Source organism: Pseudomonas sp. GOM7, assembly GCF_026723825.1.
Taxonomy (GTDB): Bacteria; Pseudomonadota; Gammaproteobacteria; order Pseudomonadales; family Pseudomonadaceae; genus Aquipseudomonas.
On sequence record NZ_CP113519.1, the window covers coordinates 2,138,983 to 2,164,263 of the forward strand.

The 25,281-nt window shown below is 63.5% G+C and carries 26 protein-coding genes and 4 tRNA genes; 25 read left to right on the forward strand and 5 right to left on the reverse strand.

The window, feature by feature from the left end:
* Positions 1 to 68 precede the first annotated feature (68 nt).
* The 7 genes from alaS (at position 69) to OU800_RS09720 (ending at position 5,331) form a co-directional block, all read left to right on the forward strand.
* A complete protein-coding gene (gene alaS, locus OU800_RS09690; protein WP_268183290.1) occupies positions 69 to 2,693 on the forward strand; it encodes an alanine--tRNA ligase in 2,625 nt (874 codons plus the stop codon).
* Between the two features lie 207 nt (positions 2,694 to 2,900).
* Complete coding sequence (locus OU800_RS09695; protein WP_268183293.1) at positions 2,901 to 4,139, forward strand: aspartate kinase; 1,239 nt, start codon at positions 2,901 to 2,903, stop codon at positions 4,137 to 4,139.
* Positions 4,140 to 4,328: 189 nt separating this feature from the next.
* A complete protein-coding gene (csrA, locus tag OU800_RS09700) occupies positions 4,329 to 4,514 on the forward strand; it encodes a carbon storage regulator CsrA (protein WP_003244478.1) in 186 nt (61 codons plus the stop codon).
* Positions 4,515 to 4,575: 61 nt separating this feature from the next.
* A tRNA-Ser gene (locus tag OU800_RS09705) sits at positions 4,576 to 4,666 on the forward strand.
* 211 nt (positions 4,667 to 4,877) lie between these two features.
* A tRNA-Arg gene (locus OU800_RS09710) sits at positions 4,878 to 4,954 on the forward strand.
* Between the two features lie 110 nt (positions 4,955 to 5,064).
* Positions 5,065 to 5,141: transfer RNA gene (locus tag OU800_RS09715), tRNA-Arg, on the forward strand.
* A gap of 113 nt (positions 5,142 to 5,254) precedes the next feature.
* Positions 5,255 to 5,331, forward strand: a tRNA-Arg gene (locus OU800_RS09720).
* A 45-nt stretch (positions 5,332 to 5,376) separates the two neighbouring features.
* On the opposite strand, the gene OU800_RS09725 is transcribed toward OU800_RS09720, so the two are convergent.
* Complete coding sequence (locus tag OU800_RS09725; RefSeq protein WP_268183295.1) at positions 5,377 to 5,865, reverse strand: DUF4124 domain-containing protein; 489 nt, start codon at positions 5,863 to 5,865, stop codon at positions 5,377 to 5,379.
* A gap of 323 nt (positions 5,866 to 6,188) precedes the next feature.
* On the opposite strand from OU800_RS09725, the gene mgtE reads away from it, so the two are divergent.
* Entirely contained in the window at positions 6,189 to 7,631 is a 1,443-nt protein-coding gene (gene mgtE, locus OU800_RS09730; RefSeq protein ID WP_268183297.1) for a magnesium transporter, read from the forward strand.
* Here mgtE and OU800_RS09735 read toward each other — a convergent pair whose 3' ends face one another.
* Genes OU800_RS09735 through OU800_RS09745 form a run of 3 tightly spaced genes read right to left on the reverse strand, consistent with a single transcriptional unit; the run spans position 7,632 to position 9,186 of the window.
* Positions 7,632 to 8,093 carry a nuclear transport factor 2 family protein gene (locus tag OU800_RS09735; protein WP_268183299.1) on the reverse strand — a complete coding sequence of 154 codons (462 nt, stop codon included), beginning with the start codon at positions 8,091 to 8,093 and terminating at the stop codon, positions 7,632 to 7,634.
* A gap of 29 nt (positions 8,094 to 8,122) precedes the next feature.
* Positions 8,123 to 8,452, reverse strand: a complete 330-nt coding sequence (locus tag OU800_RS09740) for an Atu4866 domain-containing protein (RefSeq protein ID WP_268183301.1) — start codon at positions 8,450 to 8,452, stop codon at positions 8,123 to 8,125.
* An 11-nt stretch (positions 8,453 to 8,463) separates the two neighbouring features.
* Positions 8,464 to 9,186 carry an SDR family oxidoreductase gene (locus tag OU800_RS09745; RefSeq protein WP_268183302.1) on the reverse strand — a complete coding sequence of 241 codons (723 nt, stop codon included), beginning with the start codon at positions 9,184 to 9,186 and terminating at the stop codon, positions 8,464 to 8,466.
* 176 nt (positions 9,187 to 9,362) lie between these two features.
* On the opposite strand from OU800_RS09745, the gene OU800_RS09750 reads away from it, so the two are divergent.
* From OU800_RS09750 to OU800_RS09765, 4 genes are all read left to right on the forward strand, one after another.
* Positions 9,363 to 10,259, forward strand: coding sequence for an AraC family transcriptional regulator N-terminal domain-containing protein (locus OU800_RS09750; protein ID WP_442964770.1), 897 nt, complete (start codon positions 9,363 to 9,365; stop codon positions 10,257 to 10,259).
* Positions 10,260 to 10,435: 176 nt separating this feature from the next.
* Complete coding sequence (locus OU800_RS09755) at positions 10,436 to 10,693, forward strand: OadG family protein (RefSeq protein WP_268184261.1); 258 nt, start codon at positions 10,436 to 10,438, stop codon at positions 10,691 to 10,693.
* A 24-nt stretch (positions 10,694 to 10,717) separates the two neighbouring features.
* Entirely contained in the window at positions 10,718 to 12,502 is a 1,785-nt protein-coding gene (gene oadA / locus OU800_RS09760) for a sodium-extruding oxaloacetate decarboxylase subunit alpha (RefSeq protein WP_268183307.1), read from the forward strand.
* A 10-nt stretch (positions 12,503 to 12,512) separates the two neighbouring features.
* A complete protein-coding gene (locus OU800_RS09765) occupies positions 12,513 to 13,649 on the forward strand; it encodes a sodium ion-translocating decarboxylase subunit beta (RefSeq protein ID WP_268183310.1) in 1,137 nt (378 codons plus the stop codon).
* A 63-nt stretch (positions 13,650 to 13,712) separates the two neighbouring features.
* On the opposite strand, the gene OU800_RS09770 is transcribed toward OU800_RS09765, so the two are convergent.
* Positions 13,713 to 14,030, reverse strand: coding sequence for an Arc family DNA-binding protein (locus tag OU800_RS09770; RefSeq protein WP_268183312.1), 318 nt, complete (start codon positions 14,028 to 14,030; stop codon positions 13,713 to 13,715).
* 397 nt (positions 14,031 to 14,427) lie between these two features.
* Between OU800_RS09770 and phnC the strand changes: the two genes are divergently transcribed.
* From phnC to phnP, 13 genes are all read left to right on the forward strand, one after another.
* Positions 14,428 to 15,252, forward strand: coding sequence for a phosphonate ABC transporter ATP-binding protein (gene phnC / locus OU800_RS09775; protein WP_268183315.1), 825 nt, complete (start codon positions 14,428 to 14,430; stop codon positions 15,250 to 15,252).
* A gap of 53 nt (positions 15,253 to 15,305) precedes the next feature.
* Positions 15,306 to 16,307: a phosphonate ABC transporter substrate-binding protein gene (phnD, locus tag OU800_RS09780; protein ID WP_268183316.1), complete on the forward strand. Its 1,002-nt coding sequence runs from the start codon at positions 15,306 to 15,308 to the stop codon at positions 16,305 to 16,307.
* A 63-nt stretch (positions 16,308 to 16,370) separates the two neighbouring features.
* Positions 16,371 to 17,159 (forward strand): phosphonate ABC transporter, permease protein PhnE, encoded by a 789-nt coding sequence (gene phnE, locus OU800_RS09785; protein ID WP_268183318.1) that lies wholly within the window; start codon positions 16,371 to 16,373, stop codon positions 17,157 to 17,159.
* Positions 17,160 to 17,342: 183 nt separating this feature from the next.
* The gene (phnF, locus tag OU800_RS09790) at positions 17,343 to 18,041 is read left to right on the forward strand and encodes a phosphonate metabolism transcriptional regulator PhnF (RefSeq protein WP_277372123.1); all 699 of its coding nucleotides are present in this window, start codon (positions 17,343 to 17,345) and stop codon (positions 18,039 to 18,041) included.
* An 11-nt stretch (positions 18,042 to 18,052) separates the two neighbouring features.
* Entirely contained in the window at positions 18,053 to 18,502 is a 450-nt protein-coding gene (gene phnG, locus OU800_RS09795; RefSeq protein ID WP_268183320.1) for a phosphonate C-P lyase system protein PhnG, read from the forward strand.
* Positions 18,502 to 19,113 (forward strand): phosphonate C-P lyase system protein PhnH, encoded by a 612-nt coding sequence (gene phnH / locus OU800_RS09800; RefSeq protein WP_268183323.1) that lies wholly within the window; start codon positions 18,502 to 18,504, stop codon positions 19,111 to 19,113. The genes phnG and phnH overlap by 1 nt, the downstream gene beginning before the upstream one ends.
* Positions 19,113 to 20,189, forward strand: a complete 1,077-nt coding sequence (locus OU800_RS09805; RefSeq protein WP_268183324.1) for a carbon-phosphorus lyase complex subunit PhnI — start codon at positions 19,113 to 19,115, stop codon at positions 20,187 to 20,189. Before phnH ends, OU800_RS09805 begins: the two co-directional genes overlap by 1 nt.
* Positions 20,189 to 21,058 (forward strand): alpha-D-ribose 1-methylphosphonate 5-phosphate C-P-lyase PhnJ, encoded by an 870-nt coding sequence (locus OU800_RS09810; protein WP_268183325.1) that lies wholly within the window; start codon positions 20,189 to 20,191, stop codon positions 21,056 to 21,058. The genes OU800_RS09805 and OU800_RS09810 overlap by 1 nt, the downstream gene beginning before the upstream one ends.
* Positions 21,055 to 21,864, forward strand: a complete 810-nt coding sequence (phnK, locus tag OU800_RS09815; RefSeq protein WP_268183327.1) for a phosphonate C-P lyase system protein PhnK — start codon at positions 21,055 to 21,057, stop codon at positions 21,862 to 21,864. Before OU800_RS09810 ends, phnK begins: the two co-directional genes overlap by 4 nt.
* Positions 21,865 to 21,990: 126 nt before the next feature.
* A complete protein-coding gene (phnL, locus tag OU800_RS09820) occupies positions 21,991 to 22,707 on the forward strand; it encodes a phosphonate C-P lyase system protein PhnL (protein WP_268183329.1) in 717 nt (238 codons plus the stop codon).
* Positions 22,697 to 23,842: an alpha-D-ribose 1-methylphosphonate 5-triphosphate diphosphatase gene (locus OU800_RS09825; RefSeq protein WP_268183331.1), complete on the forward strand. Its 1,146-nt coding sequence runs from the start codon at positions 22,697 to 22,699 to the stop codon at positions 23,840 to 23,842. The genes phnL and OU800_RS09825 overlap by 11 nt, the downstream gene beginning before the upstream one ends.
* Positions 23,842 to 24,498, forward strand: a complete 657-nt coding sequence (gene phnN / locus OU800_RS09830; protein ID WP_268183333.1) for a phosphonate metabolism protein/1,5-bisphosphokinase (PRPP-forming) PhnN — start codon at positions 23,842 to 23,844, stop codon at positions 24,496 to 24,498. The genes OU800_RS09825 and phnN overlap by 1 nt, the downstream gene beginning before the upstream one ends.
* Positions 24,489 to 25,238 carry a phosphonate metabolism protein PhnP gene (gene phnP / locus OU800_RS09835; RefSeq protein WP_268183336.1) on the forward strand — a complete coding sequence of 250 codons (750 nt, stop codon included), beginning with the start codon at positions 24,489 to 24,491 and terminating at the stop codon, positions 25,236 to 25,238. Before phnN ends, phnP begins: the two co-directional genes overlap by 10 nt.
* The last annotated feature ends 43 nt before the right edge of the window (positions 25,239 to 25,281 follow it).

Sequence of the window (25,281 nt, forward strand, 5' to 3'; positions counted from 1 at the left end):
GACCTTCGCTCGCTAGGTTGTCACTTCGCCGGCTCTGCCGTAGCCGCCTGATTCCGTGGATATCCCCTATGAAAAGCGCAGAAATCCGTGAAGCCTTCCTGAGCTTCTTCGAAGAAAAAGGGCACACCCGTGTCGCTTCCAGCTCGTTGATTCCGGCGAACGACCCGACCCTGCTGTTCACCAACGCAGGCATGAACCAGTTCAAGGACTGCTTCCTGGGCCTGGAAAAGCGCGCCTACACCCGCGCTACCACCAGCCAGAAGTGCGTGCGTGCCGGCGGCAAGCACAACGACCTGGAAAACGTCGGCTACACCGCGCGCCACCACACCTTCTTCGAGATGCTGGGCAACTTCAGCTTCGGCGACTATTTCAAGCGCGATGCCATCCATTACGCCTGGGAATTCCTCACCTCCGAGAAGTGGCTGAACCTGCCCAAGGAAAAGCTCTGGGTCACCGTCTATGCCACCGATGACGAGGCCTACGACATCTGGACCAAGGAAGTCGGCATCCCCACCGAGCGCATGATCCGCATCGGTGACAACAAGGGGGCGCCCTATGCCTCCGACAACTTCTGGGCCATGGGTGATACCGGCCCGTGCGGCCCGTGCACCGAGATCTTCTTCGACCACGGCGAGCACATCTGGGGCGGCCCACCCGGCAGCCCGGAAGAGGACGGCGACCGCTACATCGAGATCTGGAACAACGTCTTCATGCAGTTCAACCGCACTGCGGACGGCGTACTGCACCCGCTGCCGGCGCCGAGTGTGGACACCGGCATGGGCCTGGAGCGCATCAGCGCCGTGCTGCAGCACGTCAACTCGAACTATGAGATCGACCTGTTCCAGAACCTGCTGGCCGCTTCGGCCAAGGCCATTGGCTGCACCAACGAAGGCCAGGCCTCGCTGAAAGTGGTCGCCGACCACATTCGTTCCTGCAGCTTCCTGATCGCCGACGGCGTGACCCCGTCCAACGAAGGCCGTGGCTACGTGCTGCGCCGCATCGTGCGGCGTGCCTGCCGTCACGGCAACAAGCTGGGCGCCAAGGGCAGCTTCTTCTACCAGATCGTCGCTGCCCTGGTGGCCGAGATGGGTGACGCCTTCCCCGAACTCAAACAGCAACAGGCGCATATCGAGCGCGTGCTGAAGACCGAGGAAGAACAGTTCGCCAAGACCCTGGAACAGGGCCTGAAGATCCTCGAGCAGGATCTGGCCGAGCTCAAGGGCACTGTCATTCCTGGCGACGTCGTGTTCAAGCTGTACGACACCTATGGCTTCCCGGTCGACCTGACTGCCGACATCGCCCGCGAGCGCGAGCTGTCGGTGGACGAAGAAGGCTTCGAGCGCGAGATGGAAGCGCAGCGCGAGCGCGCCCGTTCCGCCAGCGCCTTCGGCATGGATTACAACGCGCTGGTCAAGGTCGACGCCGACACCCGCTTCCTCGGCTACGAAGGCACCAGCGGCAGCGGCAAGATCATCGCCCTGTTCAAGGCCGGCAGCGCCGTGGACAGCCTCGCCGAAGGCGAGGAGGGCGTGGTGGTGCTGGATCAGACCCCGTTCTACGCCGAATCCGGTGGCCAGATCGGCGACTGCGGCTATCTGGAAGGAGCCGGCGTGCGCTTCGACGTGCGTGACACCACCAAGGCTGGCGGCGCCTTCCTGCACCACGGTGTGGTGGCCAAGGGCGGCCTGAGTGTTGGCACCAGCGTCAAGGCCGAGGTCGATGCCGAGGTGCGCCAGGCCACGGCGCTGAACCACTCGGCCACTCACCTGCTGCACGAAGCCCTGCGCCAGGTGCTGGGCGAGCACGTGCAGCAGAAGGGCTCGCTGGTCAATAGCCAGCGCCTGCGCTTCGACTTCAGTCACTTCGAGGCGATCAAGCCCGAACAGATCAAGCAGCTCGAGGACATCGTCAATCGCGTGGTGCGCGAGAACACCGCGGTGGAAACCGAGATCACCGATATCGAGACCGCCAAGGCCAAGGGTGCCATGGCGCTGTTCGGCGAGAAGTATGGCGATCAGGTGCGCGTGCTGAGCATGGGCGGCGATTTCTCCGTCGAGCTGTGCGGCGGTACCCACGTGGCCCGCACTGGCGACATCGGTCTGTTCAAGATCGTCAGCGAAGGCGGTGTGGCAGCCGGCGTGCGTCGTATCGAGGCGGTCACCGGTGCAGCCGCGCTGGCTTACCTCAATGGCGCAGAAGAGCAGCTCAAGGAAGCCGCCTCTCTGGTCAAAGGCAGCCGCGACAACGTGCTGGACAAGCTCTCGGCGCTGATTGAGCGCAATCGTCAGCTAGAAAAGGAGCTGGAGCAGCTCAAGGCCAAGGCCGCCAGCGCAGCCGGTAACGATCTGGCCGCATCGGCCGTGGACGTCAAGGGCACCAAGGTGCTGGCTGCGCGTCTCGATGGCCTGGATGGCAAGGCGCTGCTGGCACTGGTCGACCAGCTCAAGAACAAGCTGGGCAGCGCGGTGATCCTGCTCGGCGGCGTGTTCGAGGAAAAGGTTGTGCTGGTCGCTGGCGTGACCCAGGATCTGACCTCCAGGCTCAAGGCGGGTGACCTGATGCGCCAGGCAGCAGCAGCCGTGGGCGGCAAGGGCGGTGGTCGTCCGGACATGGCTCAGGGCGGCGGCGTCGACGCTGGCAAGCTGGACGAGGCGCTGTCCTTGGCGGCTGCTCTGGTCGAACAGGCCTCGTGACCCGGGATGCCTGCGTCCTGACATGGCTTGGTGCGGGCGCGAATTTCATCAATGAGTTCGCTCCTGTACAGGCATCGGCGAGTTAACGTGGGTATCGTCTTGCAAGTAGCGTGAAAGCGAGGCCAGCAGTGCGTCCGGCAGGCCTTGGCAGTGTGACCCGATGCGGGTTTAATGGGCGCCCTTCGAGGAATCAGGCGGCTTTTTGAAATGGCTTTGATCGTACAGAAGTTTGGGGGCACCTCCGTCGGCACCGTCGAGCGTATCCAGCAGGTGGCCGAGAAGGTAAAGAAGTTCCGCGAGAAAGGTGACGACATCGTCGTCGTGGTGTCCGCCATGAGTGGCGAGACCAACCGTCTGATCGATCTTGCCAAGCAGATCACCGACGGCGAGCCGGTACCGCGTGAGCTGGATGTGATGGTGTCCACCGGTGAGCAGGTGACCATCGCCCTGCTGGCCATGGCGCTGATCAAGCGCGGAGTGCCGGCGGTGTCCTACACCGGCAACCAGGTGCGCATCCTCACCGACAGCGCCTACAACAAGGCGCGTATTCTGCAGATCGATGATCAGAAGATTCGTACCGACCTCAAGGCCGGGCGTGTCGTCGTCGTCGCCGGCTTCCAGGGCGTCGACGAGCACGGCAGCATCACCACCCTGGGGCGTGGCGGTTCCGACACCACCGGCGTGGCCCTGGCGGCGGCGTTGAAGGCCGATGAGTGCCAGATCTACACCGATGTCGATGGCGTCTACACCACCGACCCGCGCGTGGTGCCCAAGGCCCAGCGTCTGGAGAAGATCACCTTCGAGGAAATGCTGGAAATGGCCAGCCTCGGCTCCAAGGTGCTGCAGATCCGCTCGGTGGAATTCGCCGGCAAGTACAATGTCCCGCTGCGCGTCCTGCACAGCTTCCAGGAGGGGCCGGGCACCCTCATTACCCTTGATGAAGAGGAATCCATGGAACAGCCGATCATTTCCGGCATCGCTTTCAATCGCGACGAAGCCAAGCTGACCATCCGTGGGGTACCGGATATCCCCGGCATCGCCTTCAAGATTCTCGGCCCGATCAGCGCCGCCAACATCGAAGTGGACATGATCGTGCAGAACGTTTCGCACGATAACACCACCGACTTCACCTTCACCGTGCACCGCAACGACTACAACAACGCCCTGAGCGTGTTGCAGAAGACCGCTGACGAACTGGGCGCCCGTGAAGTGGTGGGGGACACCAATATCGCCAAGGTGTCCATCGTCGGTGTCGGCATGCGCTCCCATGCCGGTGTCGCCAGCCGCATGTTCGAGGCCCTGGCCAAGGAGACCATCAACATCCAGATGATCTCCACCTCCGAGATCAAGGTATCCGTGGTCATCGAGGAAAAATACCTGGAACTGGCCGTGCGTGCCCTGCACACGGCTTTCGAGCTCGACGCCCCGGCTCGACAGGGTGACTGATGCATCGATCCGAAAGGCGCGGCTGGTTCCGCGCCTTTCGTCTTTTTGACTGGTACGCGGGAACTTTATTTCTACGCGAGCTGGTCAATACTTGGGTAGACGCTTGCTGGCTTGAATGAGCAGGAAGCCGACACCATTTTTCTTTTTGCAGACGTGTTGTCCTGAAATGTAATTCGTGAGGAGAAAGGAATGCTGATTCTGACTCGCCGGGTTGGAGAGACCCTGATGGTTGGTGATGATGTGACTGTCACCGTGTTGGGTGTGAAAGGTAACCAGGTGCGCATTGGTGTCAATGCGCCGAAAGAGGTTGCCGTGCACCGTGAGGAAATCTACCAACGCATCCAGAAAGAGAAGGGTGACGAACCAAGCCACTAATTTTTCTACAAATTTTTGTTTGCAAACGGGGAAAACATGGTTATCATGCGCCCCGTGTTGCGGAGAGGTGGCCGAGTGGCCGAAGGCGCTCCCCTGCTAAGGGAGTACACCTCAAAAGGGTGTCGGGGGTTCGAATCCCCCCTTCTCCGCCATTATTCAGCGAGCCGGGCGGTTGCCAGGCTGGCGAATCAACCAGAGGTGATCTGGTATAAAAGCACCAAAGATCTCGCGAAAGCGTAGCGAGCGAAGGGTAGGCGAGGCGAAAGCGAGCGAAGAAGCGCAGTTTAGTTTTCTAAATGAGCATTCTGAGTTCGGTTTCAACGAAGCATAACCAAGCGCAGTAGCTTTCGAGTGATCTGTAACGGACTCATAGCTCAGCTGGATAGAGTACTCGGCTACGAACCGAGCGGTCGGAGGTTCGAATCCTCCTGAGTCCGCCATATTCAAATGGCTTGCATCGCTGCAAGCCATTTTGTTTCAACCAGTGGTGATCTGGCCTAAAACCACCATCAAGGTCGCATGAAAGCGTAGCTTTCGAGTGATCTTCAACGGACTCATAGCTCAGCTGGATAGAGTACTCGGCTACGAACCGAGCGGTCGGAGGTTCGAATCCTCCTGAGTCCGCCATATTCAATGGCGTTGCAGCGATGCAAGCCATTTTGCTTCAACCAGTGGTGGTCTGGTCTAAAAACACCATAAAGGTCGCATGAAAGCTTGTTGGCATTCGGGTGATCTTTAATGGACTCATAGCTCAGCTGGATAGAGTACTCGGCTACGAACCGAGCGGTCGGAGGTTCGAATCCTCCTGAGTCCGCCATACCCAAAAGGGCCTGCATCACTGCAGGCCCTTTTTCTTTGTGTGCTATTTCTTCACGCAGCCAGACGCGTCGAAGTTGACCTGCTGGCGGTTGCCGCGCTTGTCATCGTAGTGATAACGCTGCCTGCCGTTATGGCGGGTGATCCTGTCCGGCTTGCCCAGGCTGCTTTCCACATCGGCCAGACTCATGCCTGGGCGAACCTCCTTGCGGATGATCGCCTGGCGTTTTTCACGGCTTGTCAGCAGATTGCCGCAGCCGTCGTCCTGTTGGCCGACTGTCACCACCTCCGGTGAATTGGCATGTTTGCGTCCGGAGTGACGAGAGGGATCTGCCAGTGGAATCGCCTTGCCGCTGCTGGGAGTGAGGTTTTGCGCCTCCTGCAGGTGCTGTTGCTGGTCGCTCTCGCAGCCATGGAGGGTGAAGGTGACATGGCCGCCGGCGTCCACGCAGCGGAACACGCTGGTCGCCGAGCTGTCTTGAATAGGGGAGAGAAGCGCAGCGGCCAGTAGCGCTGCAAGGTGCGATCCGCGCATGAGTCGTCCTCCGTGACGTTTACCTGTTTCAGCCTAAACCGTTTTTTCGCTCTTACCAAGGTGTCCTGGCGGAGGTGGCCGGCGTCGCATAGCCAAGTTTTCATGCGAGATCGAAGTTTGTAGCGCAAGCAATTGTTCTTGCCGCGCTTTTGTCACGTACAAAGCTGTTTTGCGGTGTTATCATTTGCCGTGTCAGCCCCGCCGGGGCTTGTGGAATACCACCATGGACTTACCCAGTAGTTACTCAATACTCCCCTCGAACAATCGTGTAAGACCTGATTGATCCCCTTTGGCGTGCCCGCCAACTGGGGGTGGAGCGCGCCATGACCGAAGTAGAAGCCAAGAAGCCGCAAGAGAGCCTGCAGGATCGCCTGGCCCAGGTGATCGAACTGCTGCATCGGCACAAGCTGGTGGAAGACCTGACCCATCGTCAGGAAGGCCAGCACAGAGACCGGGTCGAGAGCCTGGTACACCGGCAGAATCTCGCCGAGCTGCAACGCAAGCTCGACGATGTGCACCCCGCCGACATCGCCCACATCCTCGAAGCCTTGCCGCTGGACGACCGTCTGACCGTCTGGCAACTGGTCAAGGCCGAGCGCGACGGCGACATCCTGCTGGAAGTGTCCGACGCGGTGCGCGAAACCCTGATCGCCGACATGGACGATCACGAGATTCTTGCGGCCGCCAAGGACATGGATGCCGATGAACTGGCCGATCTGGCGCCGGAACTGCCGCGCGACGTCGTTCACGAACTGATGGAGACGCTCGATGCCCAGCAGCGCGAGCGCGTGCGTTCGGCCCTGTCCTACGAAGAGGATCAGGTAGGCGCGCTGATGGACTTCGAGATGGTCACCATCCGCGAGGACGTCAGCCTGGAAGTGGTGCTGCGCTACCTGCGCCGCCTCAAGGAGCTGCCAGGGCATACCGACAAGCTGTTCGTGGTCGACTACGACGGTGTGCTCAAGGGCGTGTTGCCGATCAAGCGGCTGCTGGTCAACGATCCGGAGAAGCAGGTCGGCGAGGTGATGGCCGACGATCCGGTGAGTTTCCATCCCGACGAGGACGGCTACGACGCGGCCCAGGCTTTCGAGCGTTATGACCTGATTTCCGCTCCCGTGGTGGACAAGAACGGCAAGCTGATCGGCCGTCTGACCATCGATGAGATGGTCGACCTGATCCGTGAGGAAAGCGAAAGCGAAGTGCTGAACATGGCCGGTCTGCGTGAGGAGGAGGACATCTTCGCCTCGGTGTGGAAGTCGGTGCGTAACCGTTGGGCGTGGCTGGCGATCAACCTGGTCACGGCTTTCGTTGCTTCGCGGGTAATCGGTCTGTTCGAGGGCTCGATCGAGAAGCTGGTGGCGCTGGCGGCGCTGATGCCCATCGTCGCCGGTATCGGTGGCAACTCCGGCAACCAGACCATCACCATGATCGTCCGCGCCATGGCACTGGATCAGGTCAGCACCGGCAATACCAAACGCCTGCTGCGCAAGGAATTGGGGGTGTCCCTGATCAACGGCATTCTCTGGGGTGGGGTGATCGGCGCCGTTGCCTATGGCCTCTACGGTAGCTGGTCGCTGGGTGTGGTGATGACCGCAGCGATGACCCTCAACCTGCTGCTGGCGGCGCTGATGGGAGTGCTGATCCCCATGACCCTGGCGCGCCTGGGGCGCGACCCGGCCATGGGGGCCAGCGTGATGATCACCGCCATGACTGACAGCGGCGGCTTCTTCATTTTCCTCGGATTGGCCACGATCTTCCTGTTGTAATCAGTTCATCAGCTCGACCAGCCGCCAGGTATCGAGAAAGGCCGTGACCCGTGTGATCCGGCCATTTTCCAACTGCATGTGCCAGGAGTAGCTGTTCTCGTAGCGGCTGCCGTCCTTGGCGGTCGCCTGGCCATCCCAGTGTACGACCACGTAAGGCCCTTGCGCCACGATCTGGCGGACGGTGGGCACGATGGGCGTGGCCAGTTTGTCAGTGATGGGTTTGACTGCATCTTCCATGAACGCCTCTCGCGTGGGGTAAGTCCCGGAGTACGGGCTGCTGCCGGCCACGACCCAGACGGCATCATCGGCCAGCAACTGGAAGATGCCGCCTTGACCTGCGCGCCAATCATCGAAGGCTTTCTGAATCAGGGCCTGATTGGCCGCGGTGTTGTCAGTTGCCCAGGCCGGGAGGCAGAGGGATGCGCTCAGTAGCAATACGGCGATGATCTTGTGCATGTTCATGGGCTTTTTTCCTTGGCTGACGGATAACGTTATTCGTCAATTGGGTTGCTTTTGCGGCGCAGTACCATGCCGCCGTGGTAGAGCACGTCGTTGATGAATTCACCATCGGCGGTAAAACCGGTGTCGTCGAAGTAGTCGATATGGTTGCCGATGACACGGTAGTTGCCCTGGTAGGCGCTTTCGCGATTGCCGCGTGCCTCGTCATAACGGCCATTGGCCAACAGCTCATGGCGGACATGACCGTCGTCTGTTACCCACATGCCTACGTAAGGATGCGGGTTCTCGGATTGCGCCATTGCCGCGCTGGGTAGCAAGGCACTGCTGATTAGCAGTGTCGCGACGGTGTTCTTCGCTGACATGGTGTTCTCCATCAATGGGGGCTGGCGGTGGGGCGCACGATGACTTCGCTGACGTCGACGTCGTCGGGCTGTTCGACTGCATAGGCCACCGCGCGGGCAATGGCGTCCGGGGTGATGGCGATACGGCGGAAAGCCTTCATCGCATCGCGGGCACTGGCGTCGGTGATGCTGTCGGCCAGCTCGGACTCGACCACGCCGGGGCAGATGGTGGTGACGCGGATGCGCTCGCTCTCCTGGCGCAGGCCCTCGGATATGGCCCAGACCGCGTACTTTGTGGCGCAGTACACCGCAGCAGTGGGGGATACGGCGTGTGCACCGATGGAGGCAATGTTGATCACCTGGCCGTGCCCGCGTGCTTCCATGCCCGGCAGCACGGCGGCGATGCCATGCAGCACGCCCCGTACATTGACGTCGAGCATGCGGTTCCACTCGTCCACCTTCAGCGCGTTGAGCGGTGATAGCGGCATGATCCCGGCGTTGTTGACGATGACGTCGACAGGGCCGTGGTGGGCCTCGGCATATTCGACGAAGGCCTGCATGTCATCCAACTGGCTGACGTCGAGAGCTCGGCAGGACGCCCTCAGACCTTGTGCCTGCAGCTCTTGCACGAGTATCTGCAGGCGTTCGATGCGTCGGGCGCCGAGTACCACCTGATGGCCCAGGCTGGCGAGGTGTCTGGCAATGGCTTCGCCGATGCCGCTGCTGGCGCCGGTGATGAGGATGACTTTGCTCATGTCGGTCTCCGTTGCGTTATGGAGCCTTCATGCTAGGCAGGGGTAGGGCGTCTGCTAAGTCTCGTTACTCTTTCGATATTGCCTATTCCTATTGAGCGCTCTCTACAATGTGCCGGTATTCATCACGAGCGAGTGTCTGAGGCATGCATGCGAGTTCCGAGAGCATGAAGCAGCGCATGGTCGAGTTGATGCTGCGCCTGGCCCCGGAGGAGGGCTATACCGCGGCGCAGCTCGATGGCGTCACCTACATGCGTTCCGACCGGCCGCTACCGGTGACGCCGGCGTTGTACGAGCCGAGCATCGTGATCGTGATTCAAGGGCGCAAGCGCGGGCTGCACGACGGCAATCTCTACGTCTACGATGCGCAGCACTATCTGGTGCTGGCGCTGCCTTTGCCGTTCTCCATCGAAACCGAGGCGACTGCCGAGGAGCCCATGCTGGGGGTGGCGCTCCGGGTCGATCCGCTGCTGGTGGCCGAACTGGTGATGGATCTGGACGAGCCCCCGTCCAATACGCCGGCAATGCTGTATTCCAGCCCGATGGATGCACGCCTGAGCGACGCGACACTGCGCCTGCTGGAGGCGTTGGCCGACCCGGATGAGGTGCGTCTGCTCGGGCCATCGATCGTGCGCGAGATCGTCTTTCGCGTGCTGCAGGGCGAGCAGGGTAGTGGTCTGCGCGCGACCTTGGCACAGAACAGCCATTTTGGCCGCATCGCGCGCGTTCTGCAGCGCATTCACCGCGATTATCAGGAATCGCTCGATGTGCCTGCGCTGGCCGAAATCGCCAGCATGAGCGTGCCGGCCTTTCATGTGCATTTCAAGGCGATGACCAGTCGCTCGCCGCTGCAGTACCTCAAGGCCATACGCTTGCATCAGGCGCGCCTGCTGATGATTCGCAGCGACATGAGCGCGATCAGTGCGGCGCAGCGCGTTGGCTATGAGAGCCCGTCGCAGTTCAGTCGTGAGTTCAAGCGTCTGTTCGGGCGCACGCCTGGTGATGAAACGCGCCATTTCAAACAGCTTCTCGCCCTGGCGCCAGCGGTCGATACCACAGTGCGCTCGGTCTCCTGAGCGCCGCCATAGAGCCTGCCTCCTTCTTGGGTAGTGGACACTACGCAGACCTCTCTGGCGTTTGCTTCAAACGCTCGTTTCAGGCTAAGGTTCGGCAGCTTTGCCCAGGCGCTGACCCTGGGTGCTCCTGATCAATAATGAATGCAGCCACCAAGCTGCTGGCCAAAGGAGCCAAGATGACCCCCAGTGAACTGTTGCTCGAGGGTGTCGAACTCATGCTGTTCGGCATGGGTTTCGTGTTCGTCTTTCTGATCATGCTGGTCGTGGTGGTCAGCCTGATGTCACGCCTTATCGCGACCTTCGCGTCGCCCGCCGCCAATCCCGCCGCTGCTTCTGCAGTGCCCAGTGCCCGGCCGGCCAATCCTGTGCCGGACGCGGACACGCTGGCCGCCATCCAATCCGCCATTGCCCAGCACCGCGCCCGTCGTGGTTGATTCAGGTACAGAGGGAGCACCTGTATGACTGCCGTAAAACAAGCACTCGGCATTACCGATGTGGTGTTACGTGACGCCCATCAGTCGATCCTGGCGACGCGTCTGCGTCTGGAGGACATGCTGCCGATCGCGCCCAAGCTCGATCAGGTTGGCTTCTGGTCGGTGGAGTCCTGGGGGGGCGCCACCTTCGATGCCTGCATTCGTTACCTGGGTGAAGACCCCTGGCAGCGTATCCGTGAGCTGAAGAAGGCCATGCCCAACACCCGCCAGCAGATGCTGCTGCGTGGGCAGAACCTGCTGGGCTACCGCCACTACGCCGATGATGTGGTGGAAAAATTCGTCGAGCGCGCGGCCATCAATGGCGTTGACGTGTTCCGCGTGTTCGATGCGATGAACGATCCGCGCAACCTGCAAACCGCGCTCAAGGCCGTCAAACAGCAGGGCAAGCATGCCCAGGGCACCATCTCCTACACCACCAGCCCGGTGCATACCCTCGAGATGTGGGTCGACCTGGCCAAGCAGATCGAGGACATGGGCGCCGACTCGGTGGCCATCAAAGACATGGCCGGCATCCTCACCCCTTACACCGCGTTCGAGCTGGTCTCGCGCCTGAAGGCCAGCCTGGCTATCCCGATTCATATGCAGTGCCACGCCACGGCGGGGCTGTCCTCGGTGGCCATCCTCAAGGCGGTGGAGGCGGGTATCGACAATGTCGACACCGCCATCTCCTCGTTGTCGATGACCTACGGCCACTCGCCCACCGAGTCGGTGGTGGCCATGTTCCAGGGCACCGACCGCGACACCGGACTCAACCTGGAGCTGCTGGAAGAAATCGCCGCGTACTTTCGCGAGGTGCGCAAGAAGTACGCGAAGTTTGAGGGCAACCTCAAGGGCGTCGACTCGCGCATCCTGGTTGCCCAGGTGCCGGGCGGTATGCTCACCAACATGGAAAGCCAGCTCAAGGAGCAGGGCGCCCAGGACAAGTTCGACCAGGTGCTGGCCGAGATTCCGCGCGTGCGCGAAGACCTGGGGTTCATCCCGCTGGTCACACCCACCTCGCAGATCGTCGGCACCCAGGCGGTGATCAACGTGCTTACCGGCGAGCGCTATAAGTCCATCACCAAGGAAACCGCCGGCGTGCTCAAGGGCGAGTACGGCGCCGCTCCGGCAGCCTTCAATGCTGAGCTGCAGGCCCGCGTGCTCGATGGTGCCGAGGCCATCACCTGCCGCCCGGCCGACCTGCTGGACGCCGAGATGGACAAGCTCACCGCCGAGCTCGGGGGCATCGCCCGGGAGAAGGGCATCAAGCTCGCCGCTGACGAGATCGACGACGTGCTGACCTACGCACTGTTCCCGCAGATCGGCCTGAAGTTCCTCGAGAACCGTGGCAATCCGGCGGCCTTCGAGCCGGCGCCCACCGGCCAGGAAGCACCTGCCCGCGAGGCTGGCAAGCCGGAGGTTTATACCGTCGAGGTCAATGGCAAGTCCTTCGTCGTGCAGGTCAATGAAGGTGGCGATATCGAGGGCATCAAGCCTATCGGTGCTGCTTCGAGCGCCGCGCCCGCGGCGGCCGCGGTCGCGGTCGCGGCCGGTGGCGGTGAGCCGCAGGCGGCGCCGCTGGCCGGCAATATCTTCAAGGTGCTGGTGCAGCCAGGCCAGGCCGTGGAGGAGGGGCAACTGGTGATCATCCTCGAGGCGATGAAGATGGAAACCGAGATCCGTGCCTTCAAGGCCGGCACCATCGGTGCCGTCAACGTCAAGGTCGGTGATGCGGTGGCAGTGGGCGACAGCCTGCTGACCATCGGCTGAGGGGCGCATCATGGACAAGCTGCTCAAGCTCTGGCAGAGCACCGGTCTGTATCACCTGGAGCCGGGCCAGGCCTTCATGATCGCGGTGTGCATGCTGCTGATCTACCTGGCCATCAGGAAGGGCTTCGAGCCTCTGCTGTTGATCCCCATCGGCTTCGGCGGCCTGCTGTCGAACATCCCGGTGGCCAACATGGCCGAAGGGGCGGGTTTCCTGCACCTGATCTACGAAGTGGGGCTGCCCACCAGCATCTTCCCGCTGCTGATCTTCCTTGGCGTTGGGGCCATGACTGACTTCGGCCCGATGCTCGCCAACCCCAAGACTTTGTTGCTCGGCGCCGCTGCGCAGTTCGGCATCTTCGGTACGCTGCTCGGCGCCCTGGCGATCACCGCGCTGGGCATTCCCGGTATGGAGTTCACGCTCAAGGAGGCGGCGTCCATCGCCATCATCGGCGGGGCCGACGGGCCGACCTCGATCTTCGTCACCTCCAAGTTGGCGCCACACCTGCTCGGCCCCATCGCCGTTGCCGCCTATGCCTACATGGCGCTGGTGCCACTGCTGCAACCGCCGATCATGCGGGCGCTGACTACCAAGGAGGAACGCGCCATCGTCATGCAACAACTGCGTCCGGTGGGGCAGACCGAGAAGATCGTCTTCCCCATCGTGCTGTGTATCCTCATCGGTCTGCTGCTGCCCGATGCCGCGCCGCTGATCGGTATGTTCGCCCTCGGCAACCTGTTGCGCGAGGCCGGGGTGGTCGAGCGTCTGGCCGATACTTCGCGCAACGCGCTGATCAATATCGTCACCATCTTTCTCGGCCTGACCGTGGGCTCGAAGCTGTCGGCAGAAGCCTTCCTGCAGCTCAAGACCCTGGGCATCCTGTTGCTGGGCATGCTGGCGTTCTGCGCCGGTACGGCGGCTGGGGTGCTGATGGCCAAGCTGATGAACCTGTTCAGCAGCAACAAGGTCAACCCGCTGATCGGCTCGGCGGGCGTGTCGGCGGTGCCGATGGCGGCGCGGGTGTCGAACAAGGTAGGGTTGGAGGCCAATCCGCAGAACTTCCTGCTGATGCACGCCATGGGGCCGAACGTGGCCGGGGTGATCGGCTCGGCGGTGGCGGCGGGGGTGCTGCTCAGTTTCGTCGGCTGACAGGCTTCTTGCAGGCAATAAAAAACCGGCTTTGAAAGCCGGTTTTTTCATGGCTCGTCCGCTTCAGGCTTCCTCGCTGGCCATTTCCGCGTCATGAGCGATCAGGGCGACCAATGCGGTCTGCTGGCGGCGCGATAACTGACGGAAGCGCTGCAGCAGTTCGCGTTCATGCAACGACAGTTCTGGGCTGTCGATGCTCAGGTTGAGATCATCACTCAAGGCACCTTCCTGCAGCATGCTCTGCTCCAGGCGGGCAATGATTTCCGAGTTCATGCTGCGGTGATGGTTGCGTGCTACGTCAGCGATGCGCTCACGCATACCATCAGGCAAGCGAACGACGAATTTGTCAGCCGTGCGGCTGGAGTAGGTAGCCTGTTTCATAGGGCGCTTACATTACCGGTTAGTTCAAGAAGCGATACTGGCAGTCAGTGTCGAGATTGTCACCGGATTCGACTGTCTTTGACACTAGCCGTTCAACCTGTATCGCGTTGTGCGTCTTTATGACCCAAGGGTCACCTGAACAGTTCCTTGACGCCAATTGCATGACGATTGTGGGCCAGGTAAAGGCTTTATGCCAGCACCGATTGTCAGAAATGAGCAGTGCTCAGCATAACCATGTCGCTTTGACGCGCTGCAGAGCAAAACGTTCAAGTCTCCCGTCATTCAATGGTCACCTTCGGTTCACTGGTCTGACATAGCTTACGCCTACCTTGGTCTACACCAGTGGGCGGTCGAGTGCTGCCCATCACATTTATCGACGATTGTGAGGCCAGGGCACATGAGCGCAGCGATTCGAGTCGAGCATCTGAACAAGACCTTCGGGCGCAAACATGCCTTGTTCGATCTGGCCCTGTCGGTACAGCCGGGGGAAATGGTGGCACTGATCGGTGCGTCCGGCTCGGGCAAGTCGACCCTGCTGCGGCATCTGGCTGGCCTGACGCGTGGGGATGCCGGTCGTATCGAGGTGCTCGGACGCCTGCTGCAGAGTGAGGGGCGGCTCAGTGGTGAGGTGCGCCGCCAGCGTGCCGACATCGGCTACATCTTTCAGCAGTTCAATCTGGTGGGGCGCCTCAGCGTGCTGCAGAACGTGTTGCTCGGCGGTCTCGGGCGCATGCCGCGCTGGCGTGGCAGCCTGGGCCTGTTCAACTCGCAGGAGAAGCAGCGCGCCATGCAGGCGCTGGAGCGGGTTGGCCTGGCCCAGTTTGCCGCTCAGCGCGCGTCGACCCTGTCCGGTGGTCAGCAGCAACGGGTGGCCATCGCTCGTGCACTGTGTCAGCAAGCCGAGGTGATTCTTGCCGATGAGCCGATCGCCTCGCTCGATCCGGAGTCGGCGCGCAAGGTCATGGAGATTCTCGCCGACATCAACCGCCGTGACGGCAAGACCGTGGTGGTGACCCTGCATCAGGTGGATTACGCCGTGCGCTATTGCCCGCGTGCAGTGGCACTCAAGGATGGGCGCATCCATTTCGATGGCTCCACCGCCGACTTCAACCCCGAGTTCCTCAACGACCTCTACGGCGGCGACCTCGATATCGACCTGCTGCTGCCGCAAGGGCGGCGCCCTCGTGCCGTTGCGCGCCCGCTGGTGCTGGCCAAGGCCTGACGCCGCCACCTAATCCGAACCAACCCCGCCAACCCGCAACAGGAGTGTGCTCCATGTTCAAACGCATCGGCCAGGTGCTGGCTGCCTCTGTGCTCGTCACCGGTTCCCTGCTGGGCTCGGCCCAGGCAGCCGAGGAACTCAACTTCGGCATCATCTCCACCGAGTCCTCGCAGAATCTCAAGACGATGTGGGATCCCTTCCTGGCCGACATGAGCAAGCAGACCGGGATCAAGATCAACGCCTTCTTCGCCCCCGATTATGCCGGGATCATCCAGGGCATGCGCTTCGACAAGGTGGACGTGGCCTGGTACGGCAACAAGGCGGCAATGGAAGCGGTGGATCGTGCTGGCGGCGAGATCTTCGCCCAGACCGTGGCGGCCAACGGCGCCCAGGGTTACTACAGCCTGCTGGTGGCGCACAAGGACAGCCCGATCAACTCGGTCGAGGACATGCTCAAGAATGCCGCCAACCTGACCTTCGCCAACGGTGACCCGAACTCCACCTCCGGCTATCTGGTACCGGGCTATTACGTGTTCGCCAAGAACAACGTCGACGCCAACAAGATCTTCAAGCGTTCGCTCAATGGCAGCCACGAGGTCAATGCCCTGTCGGTGGCCAACAAGCAGGTCGACGTCGGCACCTTCAACAGCGAAGGCATGGAGCGACTGGAGGTGACCGCGCCGGACAAGGCTGCGCAACTCAAGGTGATCTGGAAATCGCCGCTGATTCCGTCGGATCCCATCGTCTGGCGCAAGAACCTGCCGCAGGAAACCCGCGACAAGCTGCGCAACTTCTTCATGACCTACGGCGCCACGCCGGAACAGAAGAAGGTGCTGGCCGGTTTGCAATGGGGCCAGTTCAAGGCTTCGGACAACGACCAATTACTGCCGATCCGCCAGCTCGAGTTGTTCAAGAAGCGCACCGAAGTGGCCAACAACACCACGCTCAAGGACGCCGACAAGCAGGCCCAGCTCAAGGAACTGGATGCCGAGCTGGCCAAGTTGCAGCAACGCATGGCCGAACTGGAGCAAAGCACTGGCGCCAGCGCCGGCTGATTTCGAGAGCCGCCATGCTCTTGGCAGGGCGGCTCGTTCCGACGGCGTCATCGAGACTTACCCATGACCACTCTGACCACCGCCACCCCGGTCGATAGCAAGCGTAGCTGGCTGCAACTGGTCGGCTGGGGGCTGTTTTTCGCCGTGCTCGCCTGGTCCTGGCAGGGCGCGGAAATGAACCCGCTGGCCCTGCTGCGCGATGGCGGCAACATGGCCACCTTCGCCGCCGACTTCTTCCCGCCGGACTTCAGCGACTGGCGGCATTATCTCAAGGAAATGGTGACCACCGTGCAGATCGCCCTGTGGGGCACGGTGCTGGCCATTCTCTGCGCCATCCCGCTGGGCATCCTCTGCTCGGAGAACATCGTGCCCTGGTGGGTGTACCAGCCGGTACGGCGGGTGATGGATGCCTGCCGTTCGATCAACGAAATGGTCTTCGCCATGCTCTTCGTCGTCGCGGTCGGGCTGGGGCCCTTCGCCGGCGTGCTAGCGCTGTTCATCAGTACCACCGGAGTGCTGGCCAAGCTCTTTGCCGAAGCGGTGGAGGCCATCGATCCGGGGCCGGTGGAAGGGGTACGTGCTACTGGCGCCAGCGCCCTGCAGGAGGTGATCTTCGGCGTCATCCCGCAGGTGCTGCCGCTGTGGATCTCCTACTCGCTGTACCGCTTCGAGTCCAACGTGCGTTCGGCCACCGTGGTCGGCATGGTCGGTGCCGGCGGCATCGGGGTGATTCTCTGGGAAGCCATTCGCGGCTTCCAGTTTGGTCAGACCTGCGCCTTGCTGATCGTGATCATCCTGGTGGTGAGCGCCATCGACATCCTGTCACAACGACTGCGCAAACTCTTTATCTGAGAGGACGGGGGCGCCTGCGCACATCGTGTGAAAACGTAGCGAGCGAAGGTCAGGCAAGGCAAAAAGCGGCGAAGAAGCGCAGTTTACGAGCTGTAAATGAGCATTCTGAGCCGTTTTTTAACGCAGCATGGCCGAGCGCAGCAGTTTTCACACACTGTGCGGGTGCTTTTTTAGAGCATTGACATGTCTAGACAAGATCAGCCCTTGTACCGCGAACTGGCCGCCGTGCTTCGCGAAGAAGTGCAGTGCATGAGCCCGGGCGATTACCTGCCGGGTGAGGTGCAACTGGCTGCGCGCTTTTGCGTCAATCGCCACACCCTGCGCCGCGCGGTGGACGAGCTGGTACTCGAAGGCCATTTGCTGCGGCGCCAGGGCAAGGGCACCCAGGTGCTGGCCAGGCCCTTGTTGTATCCGGTCGAGGCGGGCAGTGCCTTCAGTCAGTCGCTGTCGGCGCTGGGCTATCGCGTCGAGGCGCAGTTGCTCGAGCGCCTGAAACGCACGGCCAGCAGCGAGGAGTGCCGCCACCTGCAACTGCCCGATGGCAGCGAGCTGATCGAACTGGCCACCCTGCGCCTGCTCGACGGCCAGCCGCTGAGCCTGATCCGCCATCGTTTCTGCGCCAGCCTGGCGCCCTTGCTGGCTGACTACCAAGGCGGCTCGCTGCGCCAGTACCTGGCCGCGCGCGACCTGCCCCTGGTGCGTACCTTCAGCCTGATCGGCGCGCGCCTGCCCAGCCGTGACGAGGCCGCGCACCTGCTGATGCCGCGCCATGCGCCGCTGCTCAGCGTGCTGACCCTGTCCCGTGATTCCCATGGCCGGGCGGTTGAGCTGGCGCAGTCCAGCAGCCGCGCCGACCGCTTCCAGTACCAGGTTGCGACCTGATGGAGACCCGCATGAAGCAATCCGACCCGAACATCGCCGCGCGCCAGCGCTGGATGGGCGTGCTGGCCCGTGCCGGCGACGCCCTGGATGCCCACGAGGCGGCGCTCAAGGACAGCGCCTACCAACTGATCCGCGCGCCCGAGGTGGGCATGACCCTGGTGCGCGGACGCATGGGCGGCACCGGCAGCGCCTTCAACCTCGGCGAGATGGCCGTGACCCGCTGCGTGGTGCGCCTGGCCGATGGCCGTACCGGCTACAGCTACCTGGCTGGCCGCGACAAGCGCCGCGCCGAACTGGCCGCCCTGGCCGACGCCCATCTGCAGGGCAGCGACCAGGCGCGCTGGCTGCATGACCTGATCGAACCCCTGGCCCGCCAGCAGCGTGAACGACGCCTGGCTCGGGCCGCCCGCAGCGCCACCACCCAGGTGGAGTTCTTCACCCTGGTCAGAGGAGAGGATTGATGACTACGCCGCACGGCTCGCACTGGCTGCAACCGGCTTTCGACGACCCGGTGCTGGATGCCCAGGTCAGCTTTCGCGCTGCCCTCGGTGCCCTGGCCGAACCGGGCTTGCCGCGTGCCATGGATCGCGCCCATGCCTTGGGTGAGCTGGCCCCGGCCACCTATGGTCTGTGCCTGGCCTTTCTCGATAGCGACACGCCGCTATGGCTGGCGCCGCGCTTCGACACGCCGCTGATCCGCGCCAACCTGGCTTTCCACTGTGGTTGCCCGATCGTCGCCGAGCGCGAGATCGCCCTGTTCGCGCTGCTCGACGAAACTGAGCTGGCCGACCTGTCGGACTTCGACAACGGCAGCGAGCGCTACCCGGATCAGTCCTGCACGCTGCTGATTCAGCTACACGACCTGCGTGCCGGCTCGGCGCTGCGCTGGCGCGGCCCGGGTATCAAGGATGTGCGCAGCGTCAACCTGCCGTTGCCAGCCACCTTCTGGCGCCAGCGCGAGATGCGCAGCGCCTTTCCCCGTGGCCTGGACTGCTTCTTCGCCGCTGCCGGCGAAGTCATCGGCCTGCCGCGCAGCACCCGCGTGCTGCTGGAAACCGAGGAGGCTGCCTGATGTATGTCGCCGTCAAGGGTGGCGAACGCGCCATCGACAATGCCCATCGATTGCTGGCCAGCCGTCGCCGTGGTGATACCGCCATCGCCGAGCTGGGCGTGGAGCAAATCCGTCAGCAGCTACCGCTGGCCGTGGCCCGGGTGATGAGCGAGGGCTCGCTGTACGACGAACAGCTAGCCGCGCTGGCCATCAAGCAGGCCGCCGGTGACCTGATGGAGGCCATCTTCCTCCTGCGTGCTTACCGCACCACGCTGCCGCGCTTCGGCGCCAGCGAACCGCTGGACAGCACGAACATGCAGGTGGAACGACGCATTTCCGCCACCTTCAAGGACTTGCCCGGTGGCCAGGTGCTCGGCCCGACCTTCGACTACACCCACCGCCTGCTGGACTTCGCCCTGCTGGCCGAAGGCGACTATCCGGCGCCGGAAGCGGCTGTCGTCGATGAGCCCAATCCGTGTCCGCGCGTGCTGGATTTTCTTGCCGACGAAGGCCTGATGGCCCGTGAGGTGGATGACGGCGCGCCGGTGCCGGATATCACCCGCGAGCCGCTGGCCTTTCCCGCCAGCCGCGCCGAGCGCCTGCAGGCACTGGCCCGTGGCGACGAAGGGTTTCTCCTGGCGCTGGGCTATTCCACCCAGCGCGGTTACGGACGTAACCACCCCTTCGCCGGGGAAATCCGCATCGGCACCGTCGAGGTGTGGATGACCCCCGCCGAGCTGGGCTTCGCCGTGCCGCTGGGCGACATCGAGGTGACCGAGTGCGAGATGGTCAACCAGTTCGTCGGTGAGACTGCCGAGCAGGCGCAGTTCACCCGCGGCTACGGCCTGGCCTTCGGTTATGCCGAGCGCAAGGCCATGGGCATGGCCCTGGTCGACCGCGCGCTGCGTGCCGGCGAGTACGGCGAAGAGGTGCAGGGCCCGGCGCAGGAGGAGGAATTCGTGCTGATGCACTGCGACAACGTCGAGGCCGCCGGCTTCGTCTCGCACCTGAAATTGCCGCACTACGTCGACTTCCAGGCCGAACTGGAACTGATCCGCAAGCTGCGCCGCCAGGCGCCGGCAGAGGAGAACCGCTGATGAACCTTTCCATCGCAAGCGGCGCCCGCGAGGCGTCGGCCTACAACTTCGCCTACCTGGACGAGCAGACCAAACGCATGATCCGTCGCGGCCTGCTCAAGGCCGTGGCCATCCCCGGTTACCAGGTGCCTTTCGGTGGCCGCGAGATGCCGCTGCCCTATGGTTGGGGCACTGGCGGCATGCAACTGACCGCCGCCATTCTCGGCGCGGACGACGTGCTCAAGGTGATCGACCAGGGCGCCGACGACACCACCAACGCCGTGTCGATCCGCCGTTTCTTCGCCCGTACTGCCGGTGTGGCCACCACCGAGCGCACGGTGGACGCCAGCGTCATCCAGACCCGCCACCGCATCCCGGAAACGCCGCTCGCCGCTGGACAGATCATGGTCTACCAGGTGCCCATCCCCGAGCCGCTGCGCTTCATCGAGCCGTCCGAGAGCGAGACGCGCACCATGCACGCGCTGGAAGACTACGGTGTGATGCACGTGAAGCTGTACGAGGACATCGCCACCTTCGGCCATATCGCCACCGCCTACGCCTACCCGGTGACGGTGGACGAGCGCTACGTGATGGATCCATCGCCGATTCCCAAGTTCGACAACCCCAAGCTGGACATGAGCCCGGCGCTGATGCTGTTCGGCGCCGGCCGCGAGAAGCGCCTCTACGCGGTACCGCCCTACACCCGCGTGGTCAGCCTGGACTTCGAGGATCACCCCTTCGCCGTGCAGCGCTGGGACGAGTGCTGCGCCTTCTGTGGCAGTACGGAATCCTTCCTCGACGAGCTGATCGTCGACGACGCCGGCAGCAAGCGCTACGTCTGCTCCGACACCGACTACTGCCGCCAGCGCAGCGAGGAGAACCTGCAATGAGCGCCGCCGAACGTCTGCAACCTGTCGAGCAAACGCCTGAGCCGCTGTTCTCGGTAAGCGACCTGACCCGCCTGTACGGCCCGGACAAGGGCTGCCAGGGGGTGAGCTTCGACCTCTATCCCGGCGAAGTGCTGGGTATCGTCGGCGAGTCCGGTTCGGGCAAGTCCACCTTGCTCGGCCTGCTCTCCGGGCGCTGCCCGCCGGATCGCGGCACGGTGAGCTACCGCAGCCGCGACGGCCAGTGGCTCGACCTGTACAGCGCCAGCGAGGCCGAGCGGCGCACCCTGCTGCGTACTGAGTGGGGCTTCGTCGAGCAGAACCCGCGCGACGGCCTGCGCATGGCGGTATCGGCCGGCGCCAACATCGGCGAGCGGCTGATGGCCCAGGGCGTGCGTCACTACGGCGAACTGCGCGCCGCCGGGCTGCACTGGCTGGATCAGGTGGAAATCGACCTGGCGCGCATCGACGACCTGCCGCGTACCTTCTCCGGTGGCATGCAGCAGCGCCTGCAGATCGCCCGCAACCTGGTCTCCGCGCCGCGTCTGGTGTTCATGGACGAGCCGACCGGCGGGCTGGATGTCTCCGTGCAGGCGCGTCTGCTCGACCTGCTGCGCGGCCTGGTGCGCGAGCTGGATCTGGCGGTGGTGATCGTCACCCATGACCTGGCGGTGGCGCGCCTGTTGGCCGACCGGCTGATGGTGATGCGCCGCTCGCGCGTGGTGGAGGAGGGGCTGACCGACCAGGTTCTCGACGACCCGCAGCACCCGTATTCGCAGCTTCTGGTGTCGTCGGTGTTGCAGCCCTGATGACGCCCCGCAATCGCCAACCCGTAGCCCGGATGCAATCCGGGAAAGCCGTGCCAGCCATCCCCGGATTGCATCCGGGCTACGACCAATAGCAACAGCTCGCTCCTACGAGGCAGAGAGGATCGAATGAACAACCTGATCGAGGTCAGTGGCCTCAGCAAGACCTTCACCCTGCACCAGCAGAACGGTGTTGTCCTGCAGGTGCTGCGCGACCTGAACTTCGCCGTGCGCGGCGGTGAGTGCTTGGTGCTGGCCGGCCAGTCCGGTGCCGGCAAGTCGACCCTGCTGCGCACGTTGTACGGCAACTACCTGGCCAGCAGCGGCAGCATCCGCATCCTGCATGAGGGGTGCCCGGTGGAGCTGGTCGGCGCGCAGCCGCGCCGGGTGCTGGAGGTGCGTCGGCAGAGCCTGGGGTACGTCAGCCAGTTCCTGCGGGTGATTCCGCGTGTCTCGACCCTTGACGTGGTGATGGAGCCGGCGCTGGCGCGTGGCTGGGCGCGCAGCGACGCCGAGGCTCGGGCCAAGGCGCTGCTGACGCGGCTGAACATTCCCGAGGCGTTGTGGCAACTGGCACCGGGCACCTTCTCGGGTGGCGAGCAGCAGCGCGTCAATATCGCTCGCGGCTTCATGGTGGAGTGGCCGGTGCTGCTGCTCGACGAGCCCACCGCCTCGCTGGACGAGGCCAACCGCCAGGTGGTGCTGGAGCTGATCGATGAAGCCAAGGTGGCCGGCAGCGCGCTGGTCGGCATCTTCCACGATCGCACGGCCCGCGAGGCGGTGGCCGACCGCTACCTCGACATGAGCGCTTTTGCAGCGCAACCGGAGTATGTCTATGTCGTCTGAACAGATTCTCGGCAATGCTCGCATCGTCACGGCTGACCGTGAGTTTCTCGGCACCCTGTTGCTGCGCGATGGCCTGATCGCGGCGGTGGATGAAGGCACCAGCCGTCTGCCGCAGGTTCAGGATCTCGGCGGTGACTACCTGTTGCCAGGGCTGGTGGAGCTGCACACCGACAACCTGGAAAAGCACATGAGCCCCAGGCCGGGTGTGGACTGGCCGTCGGCCTCGGCGGTGCTGACCCACGATGCGCAGATCGTTGCCGCCGGCATCACCACGGTGTTCGATGCGCTGTCCATTGGTGACATCAACCCACGCGGCAAGCGCATGCAGCAACTGCCGTCGATGATCGAGGCCATCGCCGCCAGCGAGGCGGCTGGGCAGACCCGCGCCGAGCACCGCCTGCACCTGCGTTGCGAGCTGTGCCACCCCGATGCCCTGGCCGTCTATCGCGACCTGGTGGAGCACCCGCTGGTGGCGCTGGTGTCGGTGATGGATCACTCACCCGGCCAGCGCCAGTTCGCCAGGCTGGAGAAGTACCGCGAGTACTACATGGGCAAGTACCACCTGAGCCCGGCGGAGATGGAGGACTTCATCCAGGAGCAGATCGCCAACTCGCGCCAGTACAGCGACCGCCAGCGCCAGGCCATAGTCGAAGACTGCCACGCCCGCGGTATCTCGGTGGCCAGCCACGACGACGCGACCCTGGCTCATGTGCAGGAGTCGGCCGGCTTCGGCATGGCCATCGCCGAATTCCCTACCACCCTGGAAGCCGCGCAGGCCAGCCACGAGCTGGGCCTGAAGGTGCTGATGGGTGCGCCGAACCTGGTGCGCGGCGGCTCGCACTCGGGCAATATCGCTGCCGCCGAGCTGGCCCGGCATGGTGTGCTGGACATCCTTTCCAGCGATTACTACCCGGCCAGCCTGCTGCATGCGGCCTGGCTGCTCGCCGGCCAGGACAACGACTATGATTTACCAGCGGCCATCGCCACCGTGAGCCGCGCACCGGCCAGGGCGGCAGGTATGGATGATCGCGGCGAGATCCGCGTCGGCCTGCGCGCCGACCTGATCCAGGCCAGGGTGCATGGTGAGCAGCCGGTGATCCAGCAGGTGTGGCGGCAAGCACGAAGGGTGTTCTGATGCGGGGCAGGTTGATCTATCTGATGGGGCCTTCAGGCTCGGGCAAGGACAGCCTGTTGCTGGCGGCGCGGGCGCCGTTGGAGGCGCGTGGCTGCCGTTTCGCCCGGCGGGTGATCACCCGCAGTGCCGAGGCTGTGGGCGAGGATGCCGTAGGTGTCACTCGCGCCGAGTTCCAGCGCCTGGAGGGCGAGGGCGCCTTCGCCCTGAGCTGGCAGGCCAACGGCCTGGCCTATGGTATCCCGCGGGAGATCGACGATTGGTTGGACGCCGGGCATGACGTGCTGATCAATGGCTCGCGCGGCCATCTCGACACGGCCCGTCGGCGCTACCCGAAGCTGCTGGCCATCGTGCTGCAGGTCGATGAGGCAGTATTACGCCAGCGTCTGCTGACCCGTGGCCGGGAGACACCGGAGCAGATCGAGGCACGCCTGGCGCGCAGCCGTGAATTGCAGGCTGGCACTGCTTTCTCCCCTCGCCCGCTTGCGGGAGACGACTGCAGGGATGCAGGAGGTAGAGCGACGCAGGAGGCCAAAGCCGAGGGGCCGGGGGAGAGGGTGGGTCAGGCCGGCACCATCATCCTCGACAACTCCGGCCCCCTCGAGGACACCCTCAGCCGTCTGCTGCACCTGCTCGACGAGAACCGCCGGTGCGCCTGACCCTGTTGGGCACCGGTGATGCCCGCCAGGTGCCCGTTTACAACTGCGACTGCCCGGCCTGCACGGCGGCCCGCGTGCAGCCGGCGCGACGCCGTGGCCCGTGCTGTGCGCTGATCGAATGCGGCACACAGCGCTGGCTGCTCGATAGCGGCCTGACCGACCTCACCGAGCGCTTCGTGCCGCACAGCCTCAGCGGCATCCTGCAGACCCACTACCACGCCGACCACGCCCAGGGCCTGCTGCACCTGCGCTGGGGTCAGGGTCTGGTGATCCCGGTGCATGGGCCGTATGACCCCGAAGGCCTGGCCGATCTGTACAAGCACCCCGGCATCCTCGACTTCAGCCAGCCCTTCGCCGCCTTCGAGTGCCGCCAGCTAGGCGAACTGAGCGTCACCGCGCTGCCGCTGAACCATTCCAAACCGACTTTCGGCTATCTGTTGGAGGGGCAGGGCAGGCGCATCGCCTACCTCACCGATACGGTCGGCGTGCCCGAGGCCAGTTGTCTGGTACTGGAGCGCGTGCCGCTGGATCTGCTGGTACTCGACTGCTCCACCGCACCGCAGCCGGTGGCGCCGCGCAACCACAACGACCTGACCCGCGCGCTGGAGGTCATCCAGCGCCTGCAGCCGACACAGGCGGTGCTGACCCATATCGGTCACAGTTTCGATGCCTGGCTGCTGGCGCATCCCGACGCCTTGCCGGAAGGCGTCAGCCTGGCCCGTGACGGTTTGCTGCTGTAGCCCGGATGCAATCCGGGAACAACGTTCGAGGAAGCATTCCCGG

Coding starts and splice junctions, on each gene's coding strand:
- alaS (WP_268183290.1), top strand. CDS start 69: ATGAAAAGCGCAGAAATCCGTGAAGCCTTCCTGAGCTTCTTCGAAGAA.
- OU800_RS09695 (WP_268183293.1), top strand. CDS start 2,901: ATGGCTTTGATCGTACAGAAGTTTGGGGGCACCTCCGTCGGCACCGTC.
- csrA (WP_003244478.1), top strand. CDS start 4,329: ATGCTGATTCTGACTCGCCGGGTTGGAGAGACCCTGATGGTTGGTGAT.
- OU800_RS09725 (WP_268183295.1), bottom strand. CDS start 5,865: ATGCGCGGATCGCACCTTGCAGCGCTACTGGCCGCTGCGCTTCTCTCC.
- mgtE (WP_268183297.1), top strand. CDS start 6,189: ATGACCGAAGTAGAAGCCAAGAAGCCGCAAGAGAGCCTGCAGGATCGC.
- OU800_RS09735 (WP_268183299.1), bottom strand. CDS start 8,093: ATGAACATGCACAAGATCATCGCCGTATTGCTACTGAGCGCATCCCTC.
- OU800_RS09740 (WP_268183301.1), bottom strand. CDS start 8,452: ATGTCAGCGAAGAACACCGTCGCGACACTGCTAATCAGCAGTGCCTTG.
- OU800_RS09745 (WP_268183302.1), bottom strand. CDS start 9,186: ATGAGCAAAGTCATCCTCATCACCGGCGCCAGCAGCGGCATCGGCGAA.
- OU800_RS09750 (WP_442964770.1), top strand. CDS start 9,363: ATGGTCGAGTTGATGCTGCGCCTGGCCCCGGAGGAGGGCTATACCGCG.
- OU800_RS09755 (WP_268184261.1), top strand. CDS start 10,436: ATGACCCCCAGTGAACTGTTGCTCGAGGGTGTCGAACTCATGCTGTTC.
- oadA (WP_268183307.1), top strand. CDS start 10,718: ATGACTGCCGTAAAACAAGCACTCGGCATTACCGATGTGGTGTTACGT.
- OU800_RS09765 (WP_268183310.1), top strand. CDS start 12,513: ATGGACAAGCTGCTCAAGCTCTGGCAGAGCACCGGTCTGTATCACCTG.
- OU800_RS09770 (WP_268183312.1), bottom strand. CDS start 14,030: ATGAAACAGGCTACCTACTCCAGCCGCACGGCTGACAAATTCGTCGTT.
- phnC (WP_268183315.1), top strand. CDS start 14,428: ATGAGCGCAGCGATTCGAGTCGAGCATCTGAACAAGACCTTCGGGCGC.
- phnD (WP_268183316.1), top strand. CDS start 15,306: ATGTTCAAACGCATCGGCCAGGTGCTGGCTGCCTCTGTGCTCGTCACC.
- phnE (WP_268183318.1), top strand. CDS start 16,371: ATGACCACTCTGACCACCGCCACCCCGGTCGATAGCAAGCGTAGCTGG.
- phnF (WP_277372123.1), top strand. CDS start 17,343: ATGTCTAGACAAGATCAGCCCTTGTACCGCGAACTGGCCGCCGTGCTT.
- phnG (WP_268183320.1), top strand. CDS start 18,053: ATGAAGCAATCCGACCCGAACATCGCCGCGCGCCAGCGCTGGATGGGC.
- phnH (WP_268183323.1), top strand. CDS start 18,502: ATGACTACGCCGCACGGCTCGCACTGGCTGCAACCGGCTTTCGACGAC.
- OU800_RS09805 (WP_268183324.1), top strand. CDS start 19,113: ATGTATGTCGCCGTCAAGGGTGGCGAACGCGCCATCGACAATGCCCAT.
- OU800_RS09810 (WP_268183325.1), top strand. CDS start 20,189: ATGAACCTTTCCATCGCAAGCGGCGCCCGCGAGGCGTCGGCCTACAAC.
- phnK (WP_268183327.1), top strand. CDS start 21,055: ATGAGCGCCGCCGAACGTCTGCAACCTGTCGAGCAAACGCCTGAGCCG.
- phnL (WP_268183329.1), top strand. CDS start 21,991: ATGAACAACCTGATCGAGGTCAGTGGCCTCAGCAAGACCTTCACCCTG.
- OU800_RS09825 (WP_268183331.1), top strand. CDS start 22,697: ATGTCGTCTGAACAGATTCTCGGCAATGCTCGCATCGTCACGGCTGAC.
- phnN (WP_268183333.1), top strand. CDS start 23,842: ATGCGGGGCAGGTTGATCTATCTGATGGGGCCTTCAGGCTCGGGCAAG.